Here is a 22573-nt window from a genome sequence, read left to right on the forward strand (position 1 = left end):
AAAAGTCCCTCCTCTGCAATATCTTTTTTATTCCTCTAATCGAGAATATACGTCCTGAAGCTCAATGTTTGTAGGATCCTCCTGAAGTAATACTTTAAATAGAGGCTTCGCTTCTTGTAGCAATCCTTCCTGCAATAAGAAGTAGGCATAGTCTTGAAGAAAGTCACTATTATCTTTAAAAGAAGTATATGCTTGACGGTAGTAATTTAATGCATCTGAATATTGTTCTAATCCTTCTTTAGCTAATGCTAAATCCCAATCAAATTGAGGGTCAGTTTCACCGAACTTTTCTAATTCCTCGATACATTCCACTACATCATCAAATCGTTCTTCCTGTAACAATAGCTTTGTTAGCGTTAGAGCCGCTTCTAAGTAACCAGGATCAAGTGCAATGGCTTCTCTTAATAGTTTTTCTGCTTCATCTAAATTTTGCAGCTTTAATGCCATTTTTGCACTAAATAATTGTAATTCCTTATTGTACTCATTTACTGCTAAACCATCTTTTGATACTTGGAAACTTTCTTCTAATAAATTTTCATGTTCAAGTGCCTTTGCTAAATATAAATATACTGAAGCATATTCATAATCTAACTCTCTTACCTCTCTAAACTTTTCGATAGCCGTTTTAAAATATCCTGCTTGAAACGCAGTAAAAGCGTACTGAAATAATACGTCAATATTCAACTCTTTTTTTAACGCGTTGTCGTAATATGGCATCGCTTCTTCCCATTGGCCTGTACTACTATAACACTCTGCTAACCTCTCATCAAAAGAAAAATCAACTATTTCTCCAGATTTTTTTGCATTTACAAAATAAGGAATAGCCTTTTTATAATCGCCCATTGATAAATACGTTTCACCAAGAGCGACATCAATGATTGGCTCATTTTGTAAAATACTTTTTGCCTCTAGTAACTTTCTTTCGCTAACCTCAAGTAAGCCTTGTGCTTGGTATAAGTCTGCCAAAAGCATTAACGTCTGGGGATATGATTCATCATCTCTAGGTACAGTTTCTAATAATCCAACCGCTTCATCATCTTCATCAGCATCAATATAGACTTCTGCTAGAGATATTAATAATTCACTTTCCGTAGGATATTTAGCTACCAACTCTTCGAATATATTTTTCGCTTCGTTTATTAAACCTAGCTGAGTATAATAATGTGCAATATTATATTTCTCTTCATCGGAAAAGCTCTTCTCATTTTTCTTTAATAGAGATAGTCCTGTTTCCGTATCTCCACTTAGAATATGTTCCATCGCTTTTTCTATTACATTGTTTGACAAACTTTCCCTCTCCCTCTCATTGCAGTTGAAAATGCCCTGGTACTGTTACTTTACATTCGTTCCCAAATCCAGGACGAAAATATACTTCTTTTCCGGCTTTTAATATCTTTCCTCTATGAAATGTAATCTCCGGTTGTTGATTATCATAATCTAGTTCGCTTGCAGTTTCAAGAATCATCCCTTCTGGACACGTATATAAATTATAATCTAACTCCCCTCCAATTCTAATTTCTCCTTTTGAAGGGTAAATTCCTATCTTCATCAACACATCTAAGGGTAAAGGGGCATGTTGTTTTGGACACGTTTGTACAAACACAATGTTTTGTTCTTTTAATACTCCTGACCAAATTTTATTAAAACTTTTCATCTTTGGTCCTTTGTAAATAGGAAAAAAAGCAAGTGGAAATTGGTATAAAGCATCTTTAATCCATCCCCAAGGGTGCGTTTTAAAGGCTTCTACATTTTCTATTTCGATAAAAATAGCCGGAATTTTATTTCTTTTGCACTTTCTTACAATAGAGGGAGTTAATTTTTCTAGCGGTAGTTTTAATGCTAAATAATAATCGATAGGACTATTGAGCAGACGTGCTCTAGCTTCTTTTAATCGGTCGTGAAATTCTCTTTCACTCTCAATGGTAAAGACCGATATCAACGTTGTACAACCTCTGTTAATAAGCTTATTCGTTATGTATGTTTTAAATTGTGAAAAATTCATCATTTGCATATTATAATCTATCATGACATGACCAGGTGTTAAAATATATTGCGATAGATTCATCGTAAAATAACTTTCTATTGGTTGGTTATTTTCTTTCATAAAAGAAATTTTATTGTGTTTTACTAAGAGGGAGTACGTTTTAATTTCTTTATCGTGCTTTAAAACATTCACTTCCTCCATTATATAGGCCATTTAAATATCCCTCCTATTATAGCTTGTCTTATCAACAAACTATGTTAGGAAGGATTAATATATGATATATATTAAGAAATTAAATTGGAAAGGTGGTCAAAAAAGTTAGGATAAGACACTGAGATAGCTTCACTATTTTGTAACAGCACCTCTCCTTCTTCTACTATTAAAGCTGCTACCGCTAGCATCATGCCGATACGATGATCTCCATAACTGTTAACTTCTGCTCCATGCAATGGTGTATTATTGCCGACAATAACCATCCCATCGTCTGTTTCCGTTATATTAGCACCCAATTTTGTTAGTTCACTAACAACAGTACGAATTCTATTTGTTTCCTTCACTTTCAATTCCTCAGCATCTTTTATGACAGTCGTTCCTTTTGCTCTTGTTGCTAATAAAGCTATTATTGGGATTTCATCAATTAGTCTCGGCATAATTTCACCACCAATTACAATACCGTGTAACTCACTCGTTTCCACAATTAAATCAGCATAAGGTTCTGGACCTTCTACATTTTTATTCTCGTAGAAAACAGTCGCACCCATTTGTTCTACCACATCAATAATGCCGGTTCTCGTTTTATTTAAACCTACTTTTTTCAACGTTATTTTACTGTTTGGAACGATTAATGCTGCTACGATAAAAAAGGCGGCCGAAGATATATCACCAGGAACAGTAATATGTATTCCACCAGTTAAAGTCTGATTGCCTTTCAGTCGAACAGTATTGCCTGTTTCTTCTATTTCACAGCCAAATGCTTGTAACATTCTTTCTGTATGGTCTCTTGACTTAGCAGGCTCATGTATAACCATTTCTCCTTCACCTTGCAACGCAGCGAGAAGTAAAGCTGATTTTACTTGTGCAGATGCTACAGGCGAATGAAACTCTATGTTTGAAATATCACTACCAGAAATGGAAATCGGGGTATAGTTTGCATCAGCTCTTCCGTGAATGTTTGCTCCCATTTTACGAAGTGGGTCTGTTACACGTTTCATTGGCCGCTTTGCAATGGACTCATCTCCAACAACTACTGAATGGAAAGGCTGTCCAGCAAGTAGACCCATCATCAATCTAGCAGTAGTTCCTGAATTCCCAACGTCCAGCACTTCAGTAGGTTCTACTAGTCCTTTAAGTCCTTTTCCATGAACTGTAACCTCTGTACCTTTTTGGTCAATTTCAACACCCAATTTTCGAAAACAATGTATCGTACTTAAACAATCTTCTCCTTCTAGAAAGTTTTCAACTGTTGTCGTACCAGTTGCAATAGAACTAAACATCACTGCTCGATGGGAAATAGACTTATCACCTGGTATGTCTATTTCTCCTCGTAGATTTTTTACATTTGTCACCAATTCTTTCATTGTTAATCCTCCAAAATTTTATATTATACATTTAAATACGTTTCATATGAAGTATGTTGTTGAATGCATCGTTGTGCTTTAACCCTATCTTCTTCTGATTGAAAACTTATTCGCAATGCGCCATAAATGTCTGTTCGTGTTTCAATAATACGGATATTCGTAATACTTATTTTTTCCTTCGCTAAATAACCGGTTATTTCTGATATCACACCTGGGTGGTCAGGAATATCAACATATAAGTCATAGAATGAAGGGATTGCTCCTTTTTGTTTCACTGGCAAACCATCTCGAAACGATTTCGCACTCTCAAAAAATGATACTAATTCTTCTTCATCCCCACGTAACAATTTTTCTTTTATATCCGTCATTTCTTTTTCCCAGTTATTAAATAATTGTAACAAATGCTCTTTATTTTGAATAAGTATATCTTTCCACATTACTGGATTACTTGAGGCAATCCGTGTGATGTCTCTGAATCCTCCAGCAGCTAAATTAGACACGATATTATTTTCTTCATTTAACACTTCAGCTTGGTGGACAAGACTTGCCGCTATAATATGTGGAAAGTGACTAATTGCACCTACCACTTTATCGTGTTCAGAAGGTTGCAACGTAATAAATTTTGCTCTTGTACCTTGTAACCATTGTTTTAACAATTGAACTTTGTCCTCACCGATACTATCATCTGGGGTTAAAATATAGAAGGCATTTTCAAACAAGTGAGCCTTCGCAGCAACAACACCACTTTTATGGGAACCAGCCATAGGATGCCCCCCTATATAAGTTACGTTAGATGCTTCAAATAACTGTTTGGAAAACTGTACAATTTTTTCTTTAGTACTTCCAACATCTGTAATAATTACCTCTTTAGAAAAAGAAACTTTACTTAAACGTTGTAACACTTCTTTTGTTTGTAAAACAGGAACCGATACGATAATTAAGTCCATTTTTTCTGCCGTTACTAAATAATCATTACTTACTTTATCTATTACCCCAAGCGTCTTAGCTAGGTTTGCTTGTTCTTCTTTTACATCAAATCCAAAAATAACGGATGAAGGATATGTAGCTTTAATAGAAACCGCTATAGAGCCGCCTATTAAACCGAGCCCAATAACTAAAACATTACCATCCACTGTGTTCATCTCTCCCCTCTTTAAATAACTCAAAAAAATAAAAATAGTTAGTTCGCCTAGGAAGCGAACAGGAATAAATAATCATGCAAAAAAGAAAGAGAGGAAGTCATCCTCTCTTTAAACATTTTCTTGAAGAAATTGAGTTATAAGAGAAAAGAGTTCCTCATTTTGTTCCGGTGTACCTACTGTGATACGAACACAAGTAGGGAATCCTAACGCCTTTCCAGAACGAACAATGTATCCTCGTTCCAATAAATATTGAAACACTTCGTCTCCATCTCTTTGGAAATCAATAAGAATGAAGTTTCCTTGTGACTTGTAATACTTTAGCCCTGTTTCTTCACAGAAAGAATAAAAAGTACTTAAAGCTTCTTTGTTTTTTCTAGCACAAGATTGCACGAAAGCAGAATCTTCAATACTTGCAGCACCAGCAGCTTGAGCAAAACTATTAACATTAAACGGTTCTCTCACCGGTTCTAAGGCTCGTATGACTTCTTCACTACTAATTCCATAACCTAAGCGAAAACTTGCTAATCCATAAGCTTTTGAGAATGTTCTAGTAATGAATAAATTAGAAAAACGGGAAAGAAGGGCTACGGAATTAGGATAATCATCTTCCGTAACGTATTCATAGTACGCTTCATCCGCTACTACTAACGTAGTGGAAGGTACTTTTTCTAAAAATGGTATTAGCTGTTGTTCATTAATATAATTCCCTGTTGGATTATTAGGATTACATAACCATACAACAGCTGTTTTCTCATCTATTTGTTCTAACATTTGCTGAAGATTATGGTCTCCATCTTCCGTTAACGGTACTTCACGGATTTCTGCATTTTCGATAATAGCATTATGTTTATACTGAGTAAAAGTAGGAGTTGCCATTACCGTATTCTTCCCAGGTGCTAGCAGTCCACGGCAAATGATTTGAATAAGTTCATCTGAACCATTCCCAAACATTAGCTGTTTCTCAGTAACGTCAAGATGATTTGCGATTACCGTTCTTAATTGTTGTGCATATCCATCAGGATATGTAGCACTTTTCTCTAATTTTTCAAATAAAGTTGTTTTTACATTTGGAGAACAACCGTATGGGTTCTCATTAGATGCAAGTTTTACAATGTTTTCTAAACCATATTCCCTCTTTACTTCTTCGATTGGTTTACCGGGTTGATATGGTTTTAATGACGTTAGCTGTTGTTTAAGCTTCATGATTGATCTACCTTTCTAAAATAATAGGTGCAATCATGGATTGCACTTGTTTCTGTATAAAATGGAGTGCGACGTCGTTATTAGTTGAAATATTACTTAATTGCTTTTCGACTAACTCAATAATGGCACTACCTATCACTATCCCGTTACAATGCGGGAGAAGTTCTTTTATTTGTTCAGCACTTGAAATTCCGAATCCAACTGCTACAGGTATGTTACTTTCTTTCATTGCATCTTGAAGAAATTGTTGAACTTTTGGAGAAAGTTCTTTTCTTATCCCTGTAACCCCTAACGAAGAGACACAATAAAGGAAACCTTCTGCATTATTTGCAATTAATTTTATTCTTTCATTAGATGTTGGCGCAACTAAAGATATATATTTTAGTCCATTTTGTTGGCAGCGCTGTCGAACTATTTCACTCTCCTCGAATGGTAAATCGGGAACGAGTAATCCATCTACCTCATTTTTATCCGTTAAAGCGAAAAAGCGTTCATATCCTAATTGTAACACAGGATTAAAGTACGTAAAGAGAATAATCGGAATTTTTACTCCTTTTTTTCTCATCTGCCCAGCTAAATTAATAGCATTTTCTAAATTCATATTTCCTCGTAACGCTCTTTGAGAGGACCGTTGAATAATAGGTCCATCTGCAAGCGGGTCGGAATAAGGTACCCCTAATTCTATTACGGATGCACCAGCCTCTTGAAGTAAAAGCGCTAAATCTATCGTGAATTGTGGAGTTGGATCACCTGCCATTATAAAAGGTATAAACATTTTCGAATGATTAGGTAATCTGTTACCGTACATAGCCTTGTTCCTCCATCGTATTCATTATAGTTTGAACATCCTTATCCCCTCTACCAGATAGACATACTAGTATTGATTCATTACTTTTCATATTCTTCGCTGCTTTGAAGGCGAATGCCAGCGCGTGGGATGATTCTAATGCTGGGAGAATCCCTTCTTTTTTTGATAAAAACGAAAGTGCTTCTAGCGCTTCCATATCCGTGACATTAACATATTTTACACGGTTTGTATCATGTAAGTAGGCATGTTCTGGTCCAATTCCCGGATAATCTAAACCAGCTGAAATACTATAAGGTTCCGTAATTTGGCCATATTCATCTTGAAGTAAATAGGTTAAAGAACCGTGGATAACTCCCTTTGACCCTTTAGCTAACGTTGCAGCATGATTGTCTGTATGAATGCCTTTTCCACCAGCTTCTACTCCTATTAATTCCACTACATCTTGTAGGAAGTGATAAAACATCCCTATTGCATTACTACCACCACCTACACATGCAACTACTTTCGTAGGCAACTTCCCTTCTCTTTCAAGAAACTGTCCTTTCGCTTCTTCGCTAATTATTTTTTGAAATTCCCGTACCATGTATGGATAAGGATGTGGTCCTACAACTGAACCAATCATATAAAAGTGGTCCTCACAATGCTGAACCCAATATCTAATCGCTTCATTTGTGGCATCTTTTAAAGTTTTGCTGCCACTATCCACAGGAACAACTTCAGCCCCTAACAATTTCATTCGAAATACATTTAATTCTTGTCTCCTTATATCCTCTTCACCCATAAAAACTTTACACTCAAGGCCAAATTTGGCAGCAACGGTAGCAGCCGCAACACCGTGTTGACCCGCACCTGTTTCCGCTATTATTTTCTTTTTCCCTAACCTTTTCGCTAACAATGCTTGAGCGATAGCATTATTAATTTTATGTGCACCTGTATGATTAAGGTCTTCCCTTTTCAAATATATTTTTGCTCCATTAAGTTCTTCTGTTATGTTTTTCGCAAAAGTTAGCGCTGTCGGTCTTCCCGAAAATTCGTTTAAATGAAATAGAAGTTCTTGAGAAAATTGTTCATCTTGTAATGCTTCCTGTAAGCCTTTCTCTAATTCTTCTAGGGGTGCCATTAACGTTTCAGGCACATACTTACCACCAAATTGGCCGTATCTTCCAAAATAATCTGGTATCATCCTCTCACCTTACTTTCTAATTTTTCTATTAGCTCTTTGTTTTTTTGAAAATTCACTTCGATCCCGCTCGAAAGGTCAATTCCGTCCAGTTCTTCATATAATAAAAGTTTTTCAATGTTATCAACTGTAATACCACCAGCAACAATTAGTGGGACAAAAAGACGTTTTGTTACTTCCTTATAGTTTGGAATATACGTCCAGTCAAACACTTTTCCTGTCCCTCCATACTGCGAACCCACTTTACAATCTATTAAAACCGCGTCAATCAACTTTTCATATTTTTCTATTTTCCTAACTGTTTCATCCCCTTTATGGTGAAAAACTTTCCATATTTCCACAAGGGTCTTTTCTTTTAATTTCCGAATATAACCTGGTGATTCGTCACCGTGTAATTGGATAATTGATAGATTTAATGATTTTACTATACTTACAATTTCTTCGATAGATTGATTGACAAAAACACCAACTAATTTTTTATCAGTAATATCGACATCACTTAACCACTTCAAAGTTTGTTGGACCGTAACTTGCCTCTTACTTTCTGCAAATATAAACCCTATATGACTTGCAGAAGATTGCGATACGATTTGGAGGTCTTCACCACTTTTTGTTCCACAAAATTTTAAAAGTAAATTTTTCATACTACGTGTTCCTTAAACAGTTTGGTAACGGCTGCTTTTACATTTTTTTCTTTCATAAATGTTTCCCCTACAAGTATGGCGTTAGCACCGCTATTTACGATTGTTTCAATACAATCGAATGAACGAATCCCGCTTTCACTAACAAAAAGAGATTCTTCCGGTATATATTTCGCTAAATTTACCGTTGTTTGTAAGCTCGTTTCAAACGTGTCTAAATTCCGATTGTTAACTCCGATTATTTTAGGTATAAATGTTTGTAATAACCGCTCTAATCGAGATAAGCTATGAACCTCGACTAACACATCTAAACCATGGTTATACGCTTCATTATATAATTGGTATAACTGTTTATCTTCCAACACTTCCGCAATTAATAATATTGCATCCGCGCCTATTTCCACACTTTCCGTAATTTGCTTTGGATCAATAATAAAGTCTTTCCTCAAAATAGGAACACTTGTAACTTGTTTCACCATTGATAAATCATGATGGCAGCCTTGGAAAAAAGTTTCATCCGTTAAAACGGAAATAGCATCTACAAGAACTGCTTCATATTGAGCTGCAATTTCTAGCGGATCGAATCTGTCTCTTATGACCCCTTTTGACGGAGAAGCTTTTTTTATTTCTGCAATTACCGCAAGTGATCGGTTCGGGTTTTTTAGTGCGTTATAAAAGGAAACCTTTTCAACATTTTGTTTCGGTCTCGCAGTTAAGGTTTTAACTTCTTTCTTTTTTTGCTCAATGATTTGCGCTAGCATGAAATTGTCCCCTTTCCTGTTTAAGTAGTTGTAATTGTCTTAATGCGTCTCCATTTTTTAATAGTTGCTTAGCTTGATAAATCCCTTCAATCATAGATTTTGCTATATTCGCAACATACAATGCAGCTCCAGCGTTATAGGCAATCGTATCAATAACGGCTTCGGTTGACTTTAGCTGAAAAGCTTGCTGAATTGTTTGTGCACTTTCTAAAGAATTGCGAACTTGAATGTCTTGTAGACTATGTCTTCGTAACCCAACTTCTTCAGGTTCAACCGAAAATTTGTGGAGCTGACCATTTTTCACCTCAAGTACGTGAGACTTTCCTGTTATAGAAAACTCATCTAATCCGTCCTCACCACAAACTAAAAGAACATGAGTAGCCTTTAATTTGACGAGTACTTGTGCCATTTTTTCCGCATAAGTTTTAGAGAAAACTCCAATCACTTGGTTTTTACATTGAACTGGGTTGGCTAAAGGTCCTAATATGTTAAATATCGTTCGGAAACCAATTTCTTTTCGTGGTTGGACAGCATGCTTCATTCCTTCGTGATAGTTAGGTGCAAATAAAAAGGCCATTCCTTTTTTTTGGAGAGCAGCTTTCACATCCTCCGTTGTTTGCTGTACTGGTATTTGCAATTGCTCTAACACATCGGCACTACCGCTTTTAGATGTAAACGCTCGGTTTCCATGCTTCGCAACTTTAGCACCACCACTGGAAGCAACAATCGCCGCAGCTGTTGATATGTTAAAAGTGGAAGCACTATCTCCTCCTGTTCCACATGTATCTATTACGTTAGGATGATTAAATTCTATTTTTTTCATTTTCATTCTCATTGCCTGTGTGAAACCTAGCATTTCTTCTACTGTTTCCCCCCGAAAACGCAACACTGTAATAAAACTTGCTATTTGGCTAGCTGTTATATTTCCATCCATAATAAGTGACATCGCATGTTCTGCTTCCTTTTCAGTTAACGACTTGTTATCTATTACTCTTTGTAAATATTGTTGAAACATGATTATCACCCTCTTTTCTCTTTTTGAAATAGTTGATTGGCTATTTGTAAAGTTTCTAATAAGGCTCTAGCTTTGTTATTGGTTTCTTTCCACTCTAACTCCGGTATAGAATCAGCGACAATCCCCGCACCAGCTTGTATTTGGAAAGTATCTTTTTTCTTTTCGATTGTCCGAATAGTTATGCAAGAATCAATATTGCCGTCAAAACCGATGTAACATATTGCCCCTGCATACGTATTTCTTTCCACAGGCTCTAGTTCTTGAATTATTTGCATCGCTCTTACCTTAGGAGCGCCAGAGACAGTCCCCGCCGGAAAAGTAGCCAACAACGCATCTAAAGGGGATTTAGTTTTTTCTAGCTCTCCTTTAACGATTGAAATAATGTGCATAACCTTCGAGAAGTAAACAAGTTTTTTAAATTCAGAAACATGAACACTCCCAAACTTTGCAACCTTTCCAATATCATTTCTAGCTAGGTCTACTAACATGACATGTTCTGCTTGCTCTTTTTTGTCGGAAAGCAGTTCACTACCCATTCGTTCATCATCTTCTTTTGTCTTTCCTCTTCTACGTGTGCCAGCAATCGGATGTATTTCTAAAATTCTATCCTTTACTTCTACTAGTCTTTCTGGAGAGCTGCCAATTAACTCTCGATCCGATAATTTAATATAAAACAGATATGGTGAAGGATTAACATTTCGTAATACTCGATAAACATCAAAACCGTCTATATCAAGTTCAACTGAAAATTTTTGAGCTAAAACACATTGAAAAATATCTCCTTGACGGATATAGTTTTTTACTATTTCTACATGCTGTATAAATTTTTCTTTTGTATAAGAAGATTTAAACTGAATGGGGAAATGCTCATTCGATTCTTCACTTACAAACATTTCATCTTCATTTCTTTTATTCAACTGGGTGGCACACCGGTTAATTTCTGCTTTTCCTCTCTGATACATTTTTTCCTTTTCTAGTTTTGTTTCCAATCCTTTTAAACGAATGTAATGAATGATCGTAACCATATTTGTTTTATGGTCTAATACTATAACTGTTTCACAAAATTGGAGGTTAACTAAGTTTTCATTTTGACACTTTGGATGGGGTGATACTTTTTCTAATGTTGTTATATAGTCATATGAAATATAGCCTACTGCTCCCCCTAAAAACGGGATTTCCATCGATAGCGGAGCAACCTTTAACATATTTAGAGAACATTGAAATGCCTCTTGAATCGTCTTGCAATCATGCAAAACGCTATTTTCTTTTCCAATTATTTGAAGAGCTTCTCTACCTTCAATCGATAAAAATGGATGTAGCCCGATAAAAGAATATCTATTCCACGTTGAGGAATCGTCTTTACTTTCTAACAGAAAAGTAGCTTCCTCTTGGAACAGCTGAAATGCCTTTATAGGTGTTACAGTATCCAGAAAAAAAGACTGATAAATCGGAATGGTATCATATTTAAATGATGCTGATAAAAAAGAAGTGAAATCATTGTAGCTACTCATTTTTTTTCCTCCATTTTTTGAAATGGAGAATGAGTGATTATTAGAGGATTTTAAGAAGTATTTTCGATAAAAAGAAAACCCAAAGACAATAGTCTTTGGGTAGTGTTATAAATTTTAACTACACCTCAACTAATCTCAACTCATTCTCGGCTCAACTAAACTAAACTAAACTATGCTAAATCAGAAATATTCAATTACTCAACTACTCAACTATTCTAAACTTTCTCTCAACTAATCTTGTTAAACACTATATAATATTCCATTAAAAGAGTCAATCCATTAATTTTCTTTCACTAGATCTGGACGTAGCTTTTTTGCTTCGTACAAATAAATATGATTAATTTCTTTTTGTGCCGTTTTTGTGTTTACGGTCATCATAACTCGTATACAAAAAGGTAATGAACCAGGCACCGGCACTTCTCGTGTACACATTACCGGCACATATTCCCATCCATTTAACAATCGTAATGCTTTGGCGGGAAATGCTGCTGTAATTTCGTCTGTAACAGAAATGATAACTTGTGCAACGTGTTCACTTTTTATCTCATTTTGTTGAATCATTTTTTCAACTAACTGTAACGTTTTCTCCACTATTTCATTTTCGGTATTGCTATTAATTGTCGTGGCTCCTCTTATTCCCCTAATCAAGAATATTTTCCCTCCTTTTTTGGGAGGCAGCATATGTGTATTATTTATTCTGGTAGAAAGTATACTAATGTTTCACGAATTATTTCATCCGAAACTGGTTGAACATATACTTCTCCAAACTTTTTTATTAATACCATATGTATATGCCCGTTTTGTGATTTTTTATCTTTTTTCATCGATTTCAAAATTTGTTCGATTGATATATTAGTTGGAATTTTACTTGGGTAATTAAATCGGCTAATGACGTCAGAAAGTTGACTAAAATTTGCGAAGCCATTTATTCTTTCACTAATTTTCGCAGCCACTAGCATCCCGAATGCAACAGCATCTCCATGCGTCATTTTTCCATACCCGCAATTTTTTTCTATCGCATGACCAACTGTATGTCCAAAGTTTAATATTGCTCTAATTCCATTTTCTTTTTCATCATTTGAAACGATGCTTGCCTTTATACTAATTCCTTTTTCAATGCACTTAACTAAATTAGATCCTTCCATTTGTGATAGCTCTGTAATATTTGATTCTATCCAATTATAAAAATCACTATCACGGATAACACTATGCTTTAAAACTTCCGCAAAACCAGATCTAATTTCACTCTCTGGAAGACTTTTTAAAAAGTCAGTATCATAAATAACCGCTTCTGGTTGATAGAAGGCTCCTATCATATTTTTACCAAGCGGATGGTTTATAGCTACTTTTCCGCCCACAGCACTATCATGAGCTAAAAGTGTTGTTGGCATTTGAATAAAGCGAATTCCCCTCATAAACGTGGCCGCTACGAAGCCTGCAATATCACCAACCACTCCCCCACCTAAAGCAATGATTAGAGAATTTCGATCAAGCCCCATCTCTAGTGCGTAAGTTTGAAGTTCATAAAAATGTTCAAAGCTTTTTGCGTTTTCTCCGTTTGGCAAAATATATTGAATTGGATTATATTCCTGTACTAAGTTACTAACCTTTTCTAAATACAGTGGGGCAACATTGGAATCTGTAACGATCAGTATTTTACTAACATTTTTATGAAAGGAATGCAGTACTTCTTTTATTCGTAATGACGCGTTTTCTTCTACGTATATTGAATATGTTTTCGTTTCCGTTTGAACCTTCATTACTTTAGAATTGTTGGGCATGTTCCCTTAACCTCTGTATATTTTCTTTTAGCAACTCCATAGAATCGCCACTTAAATGCTCCATTAAAGCAGTTGCTATCTCCCAAGCTACTACTGCTTCAGCTACCACACTTGCTGCTGGCACAGCACAACTATCAGAGCGTTCTATACTTGCTTCAAACACTTCTTTTGTATCAATATCCACACTTTTTAATGGTTTATATAAAGTTGGGATTGGTTTCATTACACCACGGACTACAATTGGCATTCCTGTTGTCATTCCACCTTCAAAACCACCAAGATTATTAGTTAATCGATAGTAGCCACGGTTTTCGGACCAGGCAATTTCATCATGGACCTCACTTCCAGGGCGGCTTGCAGCTTGAAAACCTATACCAAATTCAACCCCCTTGAAAGCATTAATACTCATGATGGATGATGCTATTTTCGCATCTAATTTACGATCATAATGAACGTAGCTACCGATACCTGGTGGGACACCGTCAACTATTACTTCTACGACACCACCAATTGAATCGCCATTTTTTTTCGTTGTATCTATTAAATCCATCATCTGTTGTTCTACCTTCGAATCATAACAACGGACTGGTGAAGCTTCTGTTACTTCTTGCAAATGTTCCAATGAATTAATCTCATTTACTTCCGCTTTAATACCACCTATTTCAACAACATGGCCAGCAACCTTAATACCTAATTCTTTTAATAATTCTTTTGCAACTGCCCCTGCAGCTACTCGTACGGTAGTTTCTCTCGCAGAGGATCTTTCTAACACGTTTCTCATATCTCGATGACCGTATTTTATAGCACCGTTCAAGTCAGCATGACCTGGACGTGGTCTAGTAATTTTGCGTTTCACTTCGTCTTGCTCTTCTTTAGAAATTGGTTCAATGCCCATAATCCCTGTCCAATGTTTCCAATCGTTATTTTCTACTGTCAGAGTAATAGGTGAGCCGAGTGTGTAACCGTGTCGTACACCACTTAAAATATTCACTTCATCTTTTTCAATTTGCATTCTTCGGCCTCGACCATGACCTTTTTGGCGTCTTGCTAATTCTACGTTTACTTGTTCTGCTGTTAATGCTAAACCAGAAGGTACCCCTTCTAATATCGTTGTTAGTTGTGGACCATGTGATTCCCCAGCTGTTAAATATCTCATTAATCGATCCTCCTCTTTAACTCTTTAAAGCGTTTATGTGTTGATGATTGTACTTTAACTATATCACATACATCGTTAAACAATCTACATTGTATTTTCATATAATATTTTAAATTTTCGATTCTTTTACATTTTTTGTGTTCTTTATTATTATTTGCTACTTCATTTTTCTATAAAAAAACGTATCCACTACTTCAAATCCATATTTAGCAGGCTGAAATATTTGTTCTGTACTTCCAACAAACAATAATCCACCAGGTTGTAGAGCATCGCTAAACTTTTGATATAACTCTACCTTCGCATCTTCGGTAAAATAGATTAGTACATTTCTACAAACAATAAGATCATAATTTTGTTCAAATCGGTCAGCTAGCAAATTTTGTTTTTTGAAAGTGACTGTTTTTTTAATTTCATCATTTATTTTATAATATCCGTTCTGCACATTAAAAAATTTTGACTTTAGCTCTTCCGGTACTTCCTGGAGCGAACGCTCTTGATATAAACCTATTTTTGCTTGTGCTAAAATGTTGTCATCAATATCTGTAGCTAAAATGTCGATTTTATTTAGAGGAAAAAAATTTGATAAAACAATTGCTAGTGTGTACGGTTCCTCGCCAGACGAACAGGCCGCACTCCAAACTTTTAATTTGGAGGGCTTATTTTGTACAAGTTCTGGTAATAATCTTTCCTTTAGTACTTCCCATCTTTTATAATTGCGGAAAAACTCTGATACGTTTATTGTCATTCTATCTAAAAACTCTTTTAATAGTAATTCATCTCTTTCTAACCCTTTGTAGTAAGCTGTAAAAGATGTAAAGCCTCTCTTCTCAAAAAGAGATGTTAGTCTTCTTTTCATTTGCGCCTCTTTATACAACGATAAGTCGATTCCTGTTTTCTTTTTAATATTATGTATAAATTGCTCATAACCATCCATCTTAAGTATCCTTCTTTCTATTATCATCATTACAAATAGTATATATGAATTTAATAAAGTTTCGACAAGAAAACTTATCAATTTATGAAAATAAAAAAGCCAGCTAGTTTAATAGCTGACATAAAAACGTTTACAAAATTAATAAACCCAATTGTTAATATCTTTTGAATATGCTACTAATTCTTCTTCTTTAAAGAACAAGCCGATTTCACGCTCAGCACTTTCAGGTGAATCAGAACCGTGAATGATATTCTTTCCTACAATTACACCGAAGTCTCCGCGAATTGTTCCAGGTTGAGCATCCTTTGGATTTGTAGCACCCATCATTTGACGAGCAGTAGCAATTACATTTTCCCCTTCCCATACCATAGCGAATACTGGGCCAGATGTAATAAAATCTACTAATTCTCCGAAAAATGGACGTTCCTTATGTTCCCCATAATGTTGCTCTGCTAATTCAGTAGAAATTTGCATTAATTTAGCACCTGCTAAATGAAAGCCTTTTTTTTCAAAGCGTGTAACGATTTCCCCGATTAAATTACGTTGTACTCCGTCTGGTTTTACCATTAGAAATGTTTTTTCCATAATAAAATCTCCACCCCATAAGTTGTTATGTATAACTAGAAGTTTTTCCTAGCCATGAAAAATATAACATGCTTTTCCTTGTTTCGCAACTTAAAAAGTGGAGAATTATCTTAATATTTACGCTTTCCAATAAATTTCGCGATATTATTTAACGTACGTTTTGCTACATTATTTGGTAGTTTTTCAAGCTCCTTAAAAGCTTTATTTAAATAATGATCACTTAATGCAATAGAGCGATCAATACTTTCGGATTGTTTAATATATTGAATAAGTTCTTGAAGTTCATCCCTATGAGTATTTTCATTTACGTTCAATACTTTATCTTTGAAATTAGTATCTTTCATTGCATAGAGAACAGGTAACGTAATGTTTCCTTGCAACAAATCGCTTCCTGCAGGCTTTCCTAATTGCTCTTCCGTCGCTGTAAAGTCTAAAATATCATCCGTAATTTGAAAAGACATCCCTACATAGTAACCAAATAAATATAAGCTATGACTTACTTCCTTTGATGCTCCGGAAGCAATGGAACCTAATTGGCAACTTGCAGCTATTAAAATCGCAGTTTTACGTTTAATTCTTCGCAAATACGTCCGTAAATCTTGGTCAAAGTCAAATTTATCTTTAATTTGTTCGATTTCACCCTTAGTTAACTCAACTAGGGTGTTTGATAGGATTCGATGTGCATCAGGATGCTCAATTTTAGTCATCAGCTCTATCGCACGAGCAAAAATATAATCACCCGTATACATAGCAATTTTATTGTCCCACTTTGCCTTTATAGTAGGTTTTCCCCTTCTAAGCTCAGCGTCATCAATAACATCATCATGCACGAGTGAAGCCATATGAATTAGTTCTAAAGCTACCGCAACATGTTTAATCTTATTTACGTTATAGTCACCAAATTTTGCAGCTAATAATACAAAAATAGGACGTATGCGCTTTCCACCCGCTTGCAGCAAGTGGAGAGAAGCTTCTTGTAACAGTTGCTTATCGGATTGAATAGCTTGTTCTAATTCTTTTTCTATTAGTTGTAGGTCCGTATTCAAAAAAGAATACATTAAATTTAATTTCATATAGGTCACCTTTAACTACTTAGTCGGTTTAAAACCTAAGTGCATTGCTGCTACCCCACCGGTATAGGCCTTCACTTGGACATTTTCAAACCCTGCTTTTTCAAACATCTCTTTAAGTTCTTTCATACCGGGAAAGTCTTTTGCAGATTCATGAAGCCATGCGTACTCTTCATAGCTTTTAGCAAATATCTTCCCTAACGCTGGCATTATATATTGGAAGTATAAAAAGTACATTTGTCTAAATCCGATCAAAGTTGGTTGTGATGTTTCCAAACAAACTACTTTACCACCAGGCTTAACAACACGATACATTTCTTTTAATACTTTAAAATAATCCGGTACATTACGTAATCCGAAGCCTATCGTTACATAATCAAATGTATTATCTTCGTACGGTAATTCCATTGCATTACCGTGTACTAATTCTATATTTTTCTTACCTAACGCTTTTACTTTTTCTTCGCCGATAGATAACATATTTTTACTGAAATCTAATCCACTAACTTTCCCAGAATCTCCAACAGCTTCTGATAATGCAATTGTCCAATCAGCAGTACCACAACAAACGTCTAACGCACTAGCTCCTATTTGGACATTCATTCGTTTCATAGTATCTTTACGCCATGCCGTATGACGTTTAAAACTAATAACCGAATTCATCTTATCATAGTTTCCATAAATTTTTTCAAAAACTTTATGGACTCTCTCTTCTTTGGATGGATGTTGCATAATATCTTACCCTTCTTCCGCGTACAAATTTGTTGAAAATGGTAGTTCGTTTACAAAACTAGCTAGTCTCTCTTTTAAAAAGTTTGTATGTGGAATTCCTGCTAGTACAGAATGAATCATTTTCCAAAGTTTCGCTATGTATTCATCAAATATATTAATTATCTCTTCTTTATAAGATTTATCTAATTCAATTAGCTTTTTTATATTGTCTACAAGTAAAGATGGCTTTTTTTGTATGAATAACTCTCGCTCATTAACAAGCCGTTTTAAAAGTAATATATTCCCACTTAAATCTGACCAAATGGCTTCATCAACATAATCGGATACTCCTTGAATTAGCGAAGATTCAATATTTCGAATGCAATCCAGTAGATCATCCATTTTAGAAATTCCATTTTGATATAAAGTAATTTTATATTCATTAATTTCTTTAATCGAATGGGCGAGCGTTCTAATCATAGGGATATCCTCAGCATTAGCTAAAAGCTGAAAGTATAATCCACTGAAGAAGTCACCAGCCAATACCGTTAATTGCTGTGCTTTAAATTGTTTTTCATCCATATCATTATGTGAATGTACTTCTTCATGAGTGTCTAAAGCAATTTGAGCTAGCATTGTAGATAGGATATATTGCTCTTTCTTTTCTTTCGTTAGCGATAACGGTTCAAGTAATGAATGTAGTATCAGTATTTTATCCTCATCTATGATTGGGTAAGGAATATGGTGAAATAAATAATTATGTTGTATTTTTTCTTGAATTTTCTCTTTTAAATTTGAAATATGTATTTGAACGTCTTCCACTAAAACCACCCTTTGTCACACGATCCCCTTAAAGGTTTATAGGGTATATAATCTGTTTAATAATGCAAATTGTAATAAGATTTTCTATGTAATAAAAACTTTAATAAATGCACAGAGATTATTATAGCATAAAAATATGGTTCATTGCTTTATTTTATCGTATCATATTTAGACATTAGTGAAAACTTAACGACTCAATAGTTTCTTGCATTAAGTTTAGTATTTAGATTCGGATAGAAGCTACTTTTGTAATAGTCTATCCCTTTTTATATTTTTAACACACTAGCGATTGCTTCTTAAGAATGTATTAAGCAATAATAGAAAAACTCGCCAAGAGGCGAGCAAAAGGAAACAATGTGATAAGACATTTTATTCACAATCAAAAAGGTTTTTCTTTATAAGTAGATAAGCAAAAGAAAGCCCTTTCTATTATTACTGTTCTTTAGTCTGATTCGATTGTTCCATGAGCTGATTGAACACTAGCTTTTCCTCTAATTTTAATGGCTGAAGTGTGTTCTGTAAATTGAGCAATCATTACCTCGCCTTTATCTAATTTTTCAGAATGATGAAATCTTGTATCTGAGCCACGTGTTAATCCAATTACATTCACACCATCTTCTAAAGCTTTAATTACTAGATAATCTGTATTTTGTGAATTACTCATTGTGTGCTCTCCCCTTTATTTTTTAATATAAGATAATATTTCAGCACGAGCAGCTGAATCGTTTTCTAATGTACCGCGTACAGCAGAAGTAACTGTTACTGCTCCAGGTTTTTTCACTCCACGCATCGTCATACACATATGCTCTGCTTCAACTACAACCATCACACCATGTGGCTCTAACGATTCCACAATAGAATCTGCGATTGTAGCAGTAATTCTTTCTTGTAGTTGTGGTCGTTTCGCAACCGCCTCCACCGCTCTAGCAAGCTTGCTTAAACCAGTAACTTTTCCACCTTTAGGGATATAGGCGACATGAGCTCGACCAAAAAACGGAACTAAATGATGCTCACACATTGAGAAGAAAGGAATATCTTTCACTAAAACTAGTTCTTCATGTGGTTCACCAAATACAGTTTTAAAATGTTCTTTAGGATCTTCATTTAATCCTGAAAATACTTCTTCATACATTTTCGCAACACGTTTAGGCGTATCTAACAATCCCTCGCGATTTGGATCTTCACCAATAGCTTCTAATATTAATCGAACAGCTTGTTCAATTTGAGATTTATTCACTTGTCCCATATGTATAATGTCCTCCTAAAAAAATGCTTCCTATCTTTCCGATTCTAGCATATTGTACAAAAAAAGCCAAAAAGAAAGAGGCACTCATTCGCGCCTCTTTTTTTTATGATGACATATATGTAATCGATTATTTCACTGCATCTTTAAGTGCTTTCCCAGGTTTGAATGCTGGTACTTTACTTGCAGCGATTTCGATTTCCTCACCAGTTTGTGGGTTACGTCCTTTACGAGCTGCACGCTCACGTACTTCAAAGTTACCAAAACCGATAAGTTGTACTTTGTCGCCATTTTTTAATGCTTCTTGAATTGTATCGAAAACAGCATCAACTGCTTTAGTAGCGTCTTTCTTAGAAATCTCACTAGCTTCAGCAACTGCATTAATTAAATCTGTCTTGTTCATGCCATTCACCTCCTCCCAAAGGAAGTTTATTACTTTGATAGACCCTTTTAAAAAGACCTATTAAAATCATTGATTGTACTATCATTTCTTTACACTTATTAATTATTTTATACATAACAAAGTATGATAAATCAAACAATATGGCTATATTGGATAAATAATAAACCTTTTTTAAGTAAAGTCGTGTAAATAATAATATGTACAGGTATTATTCACCAATTGATGAATTCTGTTAGTAGATTAACATAAGAAAATCGGTTAAGCAATACTGTTTTCACGATTTTTGATAAAAATCGTCTAATATTGTTGAACTTATTGCTTTTTTTGCGTTTTTTGCTTTATAATTTAAGATTATTTTATTGAACTGTAGTAAGTTTTTTTACAAAAACTATCTAATAATCTATACGAAAAGACTGGTTCTATTTTGTCCACTATAACATAAAGTTACTTTTCTCTCTCTATCGAAAAGAAAAAAGAAAAAAACCATGCACTTGTGAGTTGTATTTTCTCAACAAGTACATGGTTAGTATTTTTAAAGGATAATGGCAATTAAACCGCCGGATCCTTCATTAATAATTCTTTCAAGTGTTTCTTTTAATTTATAACGAGCGTTTTCTGGCATTAATGATAATTTGGCTTGAATACCTTCTCTAACAATAGAGCTTAACGATCTACCAAAAATATCAGAGTTCCAAATTGATAATGGATCGTCCTCAAAATCTTGCATTAAGTAACGTACTAGCTCTTCACTCTGCTTTTCTGTACCGATAATCGGTGCAAATTCACTCTCCACATCAACTTTAATCATGTGAATAGATGGAGCTACAGCTTTTAATCGAACTCCAAATCTAGAGCCTTGACGGATTATTTCTGGTTCTTCTAGACTCATATCACTTAACGCAGGTGATGCAATTCCGTAGCCAGTTTGCTTCACCATTTTTAGTGCATCCGCCACTTGGTCATATTCTTGCTTTGCATGTGCAAAGTCTTGCATTAATTGAAGGAGATGATCTTTCCCTCGAATTTCCACTCCGACAACCTCTTTTAAGATTTGGTCATATAAATCATCTGGAGCGTATAGGTCTATTTCTGCAACCCCTTGACCCATTTCAATACCAGCTAGCCCAGCTCGGTCAATAAAATCATACTCCGTAAACTGTCCAACTACTCGATCAACATCGCGTAATCTTTTAATATCTTTTACTGTATCTTTCACAGCATCCTGATAGCTTTCACGTAGCCAATGACTTTCTTTTAGTACCATTACCCAGCTAGGAAGGTTTACATTTACTTCTAACACTGGGAATTCGTATAGAGCTTCACGTAACACATTCATTACATCAGACTCTCTCATACTTTCTACGCTCATCGCAATTACTGGAATATCATATTTTTCTGAAAGTTGTTTACGTAATGTTTCAGTATCTGGATGATGAGGTTGTACTGTATTGATAACCATAATAAATGGCTTACCAACCTCTTTAAGCTCTTCAACTACTCTTTCTTCTGCCTCTAGATAATCTCTTCTTGGAATCTCTCCAATTGTGCCATCTGTTGCTATAACTACTCCAATTGTAGAATGTTCTTGAATTACTTTTCTTGTCCCTATTTCAGCAGCCTCATGAAATGGAATTGGTTCCTCATACCAAGGTGTATTAATCATTCTTGGACCATTCTCATCTTCATATCCTTTTGCGCCTGGAACTGTATAACCAACACAATCAACAAGACGTATATTTACATCGAGCCCCTCATCAACTGCAACTTTAACTGCTTGATTTGGTACAAATTTTGGTTCAGTTGTCATAATTGTTTTACCAGCAGCACTTTGTGGTAGCTCGTCTTGAGCTCTTGCTTTATCAGCTTCACTTCCGATATTAGGAAGTACCACTAACTCCATAAATCTTTTAATAAATGTCGACTTTCCTGTACGAACTGCACCGACTACTCCTAAGTATATATCGCCACCTGTACGTTCAGCGATATCTTTGAAAATATCTACTTTTTCCAACGTATTCCCTCCCGACCTTTAACTTGGGATAAATT

General features: G+C 35.1%; 23 protein-coding genes. All 23 read right to left on the reverse strand.

The annotated features are described in order from the left end of the window. Nucleotides 1-27: 27 nt before the first annotated feature. On the reverse strand, nucleotides 28-1287 hold the full coding sequence (locus O1A01_RS16270; RefSeq protein ID WP_066416845.1) for a tetratricopeptide repeat protein: 1260 nt from the start codon (nucleotides 1285-1287) through the stop codon (nucleotides 28-30). 16 nt (nucleotides 1288-1303) lie between these two features. Continuing rightward, nucleotides 1304-2197 carry a hypothetical protein gene (locus O1A01_RS16275; protein WP_066416847.1) on the reverse strand — a complete coding sequence of 298 codons (894 nt, stop codon included), beginning with the start codon at nucleotides 2195-2197 and terminating at the stop codon, nucleotides 1304-1306. 71 nt (nucleotides 2198-2268) lie between these two features. Next, on the reverse strand, nucleotides 2269-3561 hold the full coding sequence (gene aroA / locus O1A01_RS16280; RefSeq protein WP_066416850.1) for a 3-phosphoshikimate 1-carboxyvinyltransferase: 1293 nt from the start codon (nucleotides 3559-3561) through the stop codon (nucleotides 2269-2271). Nucleotides 3562-3584: 23 nt separating this feature from the next. After that, nucleotides 3585-4694, reverse strand: coding sequence for a prephenate dehydrogenase (locus tag O1A01_RS16285; protein ID WP_270066426.1), 1110 nt, complete (start codon nucleotides 4692-4694; stop codon nucleotides 3585-3587). A 117-nt stretch (nucleotides 4695-4811) separates the two neighbouring features. Continuing rightward, a complete protein-coding gene (gene hisC / locus O1A01_RS16290; protein WP_066416852.1) occupies nucleotides 4812-5906 on the reverse strand; it encodes a histidinol-phosphate transaminase in 1095 nt (364 codons plus the stop codon). Nucleotides 5907-5913: 7 nt separating this feature from the next. After that, on the reverse strand, nucleotides 5914-6714 hold the full coding sequence (gene trpA / locus O1A01_RS16295) for a tryptophan synthase subunit alpha (protein ID WP_066416854.1): 801 nt from the start codon (nucleotides 6712-6714) through the stop codon (nucleotides 5914-5916). Then, nucleotides 6704-7897 (reverse strand): tryptophan synthase subunit beta, encoded by a 1194-nt coding sequence (gene trpB, locus O1A01_RS16300; protein ID WP_270064493.1) that lies wholly within the window; start codon nucleotides 7895-7897, stop codon nucleotides 6704-6706. Before trpB ends, trpA begins: the two co-directional genes overlap by 11 nt. Further along, nucleotides 7894-8538 (reverse strand): phosphoribosylanthranilate isomerase, encoded by a 645-nt coding sequence (locus O1A01_RS16305; protein ID WP_066416858.1) that lies wholly within the window; start codon nucleotides 8536-8538, stop codon nucleotides 7894-7896. The genes trpB and O1A01_RS16305 overlap by 4 nt, the downstream gene beginning before the upstream one ends. Continuing rightward, nucleotides 8535-9296, reverse strand: a complete 762-nt coding sequence (trpC, locus tag O1A01_RS16310) for an indole-3-glycerol phosphate synthase TrpC (protein WP_066416860.1) — start codon at nucleotides 9294-9296, stop codon at nucleotides 8535-8537. Before trpC ends, O1A01_RS16305 begins: the two co-directional genes overlap by 4 nt. Then, a complete protein-coding gene (gene trpD, locus O1A01_RS16315; protein WP_270064494.1) occupies nucleotides 9277-10311 on the reverse strand; it encodes an anthranilate phosphoribosyltransferase in 1035 nt (344 codons plus the stop codon). Before trpD ends, trpC begins: the two co-directional genes overlap by 20 nt. 5 nt (nucleotides 10312-10316) lie before the next feature. Then, nucleotides 10317-11822, reverse strand: a complete 1506-nt coding sequence (trpE, locus tag O1A01_RS16320; RefSeq protein ID WP_270064495.1) for an anthranilate synthase component I — start codon at nucleotides 11820-11822, stop codon at nucleotides 10317-10319. Nucleotides 11823-12101: 279 nt separating this feature from the next. Further along, complete coding sequence (gene aroH, locus O1A01_RS16325) at nucleotides 12102-12470, reverse strand: chorismate mutase (RefSeq protein ID WP_066416866.1); 369 nt, start codon at nucleotides 12468-12470, stop codon at nucleotides 12102-12104. 44 nt (nucleotides 12471-12514) lie between these two features. Beyond that, a complete protein-coding gene (gene aroB, locus O1A01_RS16330) occupies nucleotides 12515-13603 on the reverse strand; it encodes a 3-dehydroquinate synthase (protein WP_084380461.1) in 1089 nt (362 codons plus the stop codon). Further along, nucleotides 13587-14759: a chorismate synthase gene (gene aroC / locus O1A01_RS16335; protein ID WP_270064496.1), complete on the reverse strand. Its 1173-nt coding sequence runs from the start codon at nucleotides 14757-14759 to the stop codon at nucleotides 13587-13589. Before aroC ends, aroB begins: the two co-directional genes overlap by 17 nt. Before the next feature lie 157 nt (nucleotides 14760-14916). Further along, nucleotides 14917-15693: a CheR family methyltransferase gene (locus O1A01_RS16340; protein ID WP_270064497.1), complete on the reverse strand. Its 777-nt coding sequence runs from the start codon at nucleotides 15691-15693 to the stop codon at nucleotides 14917-14919. A gap of 138 nt (nucleotides 15694-15831) precedes the next feature. Beyond that, on the reverse strand, nucleotides 15832-16278 hold the full coding sequence (gene ndk, locus O1A01_RS16345; RefSeq protein WP_066416872.1) for a nucleoside-diphosphate kinase: 447 nt from the start codon (nucleotides 16276-16278) through the stop codon (nucleotides 15832-15834). Nucleotides 16279-16388: 110 nt separating this feature from the next. Continuing rightward, a complete protein-coding gene (hepT, locus tag O1A01_RS16350) occupies nucleotides 16389-17351 on the reverse strand; it encodes a heptaprenyl diphosphate synthase component II (protein ID WP_066416874.1) in 963 nt (320 codons plus the stop codon). Between the two features lie 15 nt (nucleotides 17352-17366). Then, nucleotides 17367-18080 carry a demethylmenaquinone methyltransferase gene (locus O1A01_RS16355; RefSeq protein WP_066416877.1) on the reverse strand — a complete coding sequence of 238 codons (714 nt, stop codon included), beginning with the start codon at nucleotides 18078-18080 and terminating at the stop codon, nucleotides 17367-17369. A 6-nt stretch (nucleotides 18081-18086) separates the two neighbouring features. After that, the gene (locus O1A01_RS16360; RefSeq protein WP_157729283.1) at nucleotides 18087-18881 is read right to left on the reverse strand and encodes a heptaprenyl diphosphate synthase component 1; all 795 of its coding nucleotides are present in this window, start codon (nucleotides 18879-18881) and stop codon (nucleotides 18087-18089) included. A 442-nt stretch (nucleotides 18882-19323) separates the two neighbouring features. After that, nucleotides 19324-19545 (reverse strand): trp RNA-binding attenuation protein MtrB, encoded by a 222-nt coding sequence (mtrB, locus tag O1A01_RS16365; protein WP_066416883.1) that lies wholly within the window; start codon nucleotides 19543-19545, stop codon nucleotides 19324-19326. Between the two features lie 15 nt (nucleotides 19546-19560). Then, nucleotides 19561-20127 carry a GTP cyclohydrolase I FolE gene (gene folE, locus O1A01_RS16370; RefSeq protein WP_066416885.1) on the reverse strand — a complete coding sequence of 189 codons (567 nt, stop codon included), beginning with the start codon at nucleotides 20125-20127 and terminating at the stop codon, nucleotides 19561-19563. A 127-nt stretch (nucleotides 20128-20254) separates the two neighbouring features. Next, complete coding sequence (locus tag O1A01_RS16375) at nucleotides 20255-20527, reverse strand: HU family DNA-binding protein (RefSeq protein ID WP_066416887.1); 273 nt, start codon at nucleotides 20525-20527, stop codon at nucleotides 20255-20257. 532 nt (nucleotides 20528-21059) lie between these two features. Then, complete coding sequence (spoIVA, locus tag O1A01_RS16380; protein WP_066416888.1) at nucleotides 21060-22538, reverse strand: stage IV sporulation protein A; 1479 nt, start codon at nucleotides 22536-22538, stop codon at nucleotides 21060-21062. Nucleotides 22539-22573 lie beyond the last annotated feature (35 nt).

This window comes from Sutcliffiella sp. NC1, assembly GCF_027594365.1.
Classification (GTDB): domain Bacteria; phylum Bacillota; class Bacilli; order Bacillales; family Bacillaceae_I; genus Sutcliffiella; species Sutcliffiella cohnii.

Excerpts from the sequence above, each read along its gene's own strand:
- O1A01_RS16275 (WP_066416847.1), bottom strand. The coding sequence starts at position 2,197 with ATGGCCTATATAATGGAGGAAGTGAATGTTTTAAAGCACGATAAAGAA.
- aroA (WP_066416850.1), bottom strand. The coding sequence starts at position 3,561 with ATGAAAGAATTGGTGACAAATGTAAAAAATCTACGAGGAGAAATAGAC.
- hisC (WP_066416852.1), bottom strand. The coding sequence starts at position 5,906 with ATGAAGCTTAAACAACAGCTAACGTCATTAAAACCATATCAACCCGGT.
- trpA (WP_066416854.1), bottom strand. The coding sequence starts at position 6,714 with ATGTACGGTAACAGATTACCTAATCATTCGAAAATGTTTATACCTTTT.
- trpB (WP_270064493.1), bottom strand. The coding sequence starts at position 7,897 with ATGATACCAGATTATTTTGGAAGATACGGCCAATTTGGTGGTAAGTAT.
- O1A01_RS16305 (WP_066416858.1), bottom strand. The coding sequence starts at position 8,538 with ATGAAAAATTTACTTTTAAAATTTTGTGGAACAAAAAGTGGTGAAGAC.
- trpC (WP_066416860.1), bottom strand. The coding sequence starts at position 9,296 with ATGCTAGCGCAAATCATTGAGCAAAAAAAGAAAGAAGTTAAAACCTTA.
- trpD (WP_270064494.1), bottom strand. The coding sequence starts at position 10,311 with ATGTTTCAACAATATTTACAAAGAGTAATAGATAACAAGTCGTTAACT.
- trpE (WP_270064495.1), bottom strand. The coding sequence starts at position 11,822 with ATGAGTAGCTACAATGATTTCACTTCTTTTTTATCAGCATCATTTAAA.
- aroB (WP_084380461.1), bottom strand. The coding sequence starts at position 13,603 with ATGCCCAACAATTCTAAAGTAATGAAGGTTCAAACGGAAACGAAAACA.
- aroC (WP_270064496.1), bottom strand. The coding sequence starts at position 14,759 with ATGAGATATTTAACAGCTGGGGAATCACATGGTCCACAACTAACAACG.
- O1A01_RS16340 (WP_270064497.1), bottom strand. The coding sequence starts at position 15,693 with ATGGATGGTTATGAGCAATTTATACATAATATTAAAAAGAAAACAGGA.
- ndk (WP_066416872.1), bottom strand. The coding sequence starts at position 16,278 with ATGGAAAAAACATTTCTAATGGTAAAACCAGACGGAGTACAACGTAAT.
- hepT (WP_066416874.1), bottom strand. The coding sequence starts at position 17,351 with ATGAAATTAAATTTAATGTATTCTTTTTTGAATACGGACCTACAACTA.
- O1A01_RS16355 (WP_066416877.1), bottom strand. The coding sequence starts at position 18,080 with ATGCAACATCCATCCAAAGAAGAGAGAGTCCATAAAGTTTTTGAAAAA.
- mtrB (WP_066416883.1), bottom strand. The coding sequence starts at position 19,545 with ATGAGTAATTCACAAAATACAGATTATCTAGTAATTAAAGCTTTAGAA.
- folE (WP_066416885.1), bottom strand. The coding sequence starts at position 20,127 with ATGGGACAAGTGAATAAATCTCAAATTGAACAAGCTGTTCGATTAATA.
- O1A01_RS16375 (WP_066416887.1), bottom strand. The coding sequence starts at position 20,527 with ATGAACAAGACAGATTTAATTAATGCAGTTGCTGAAGCTAGTGAGATT.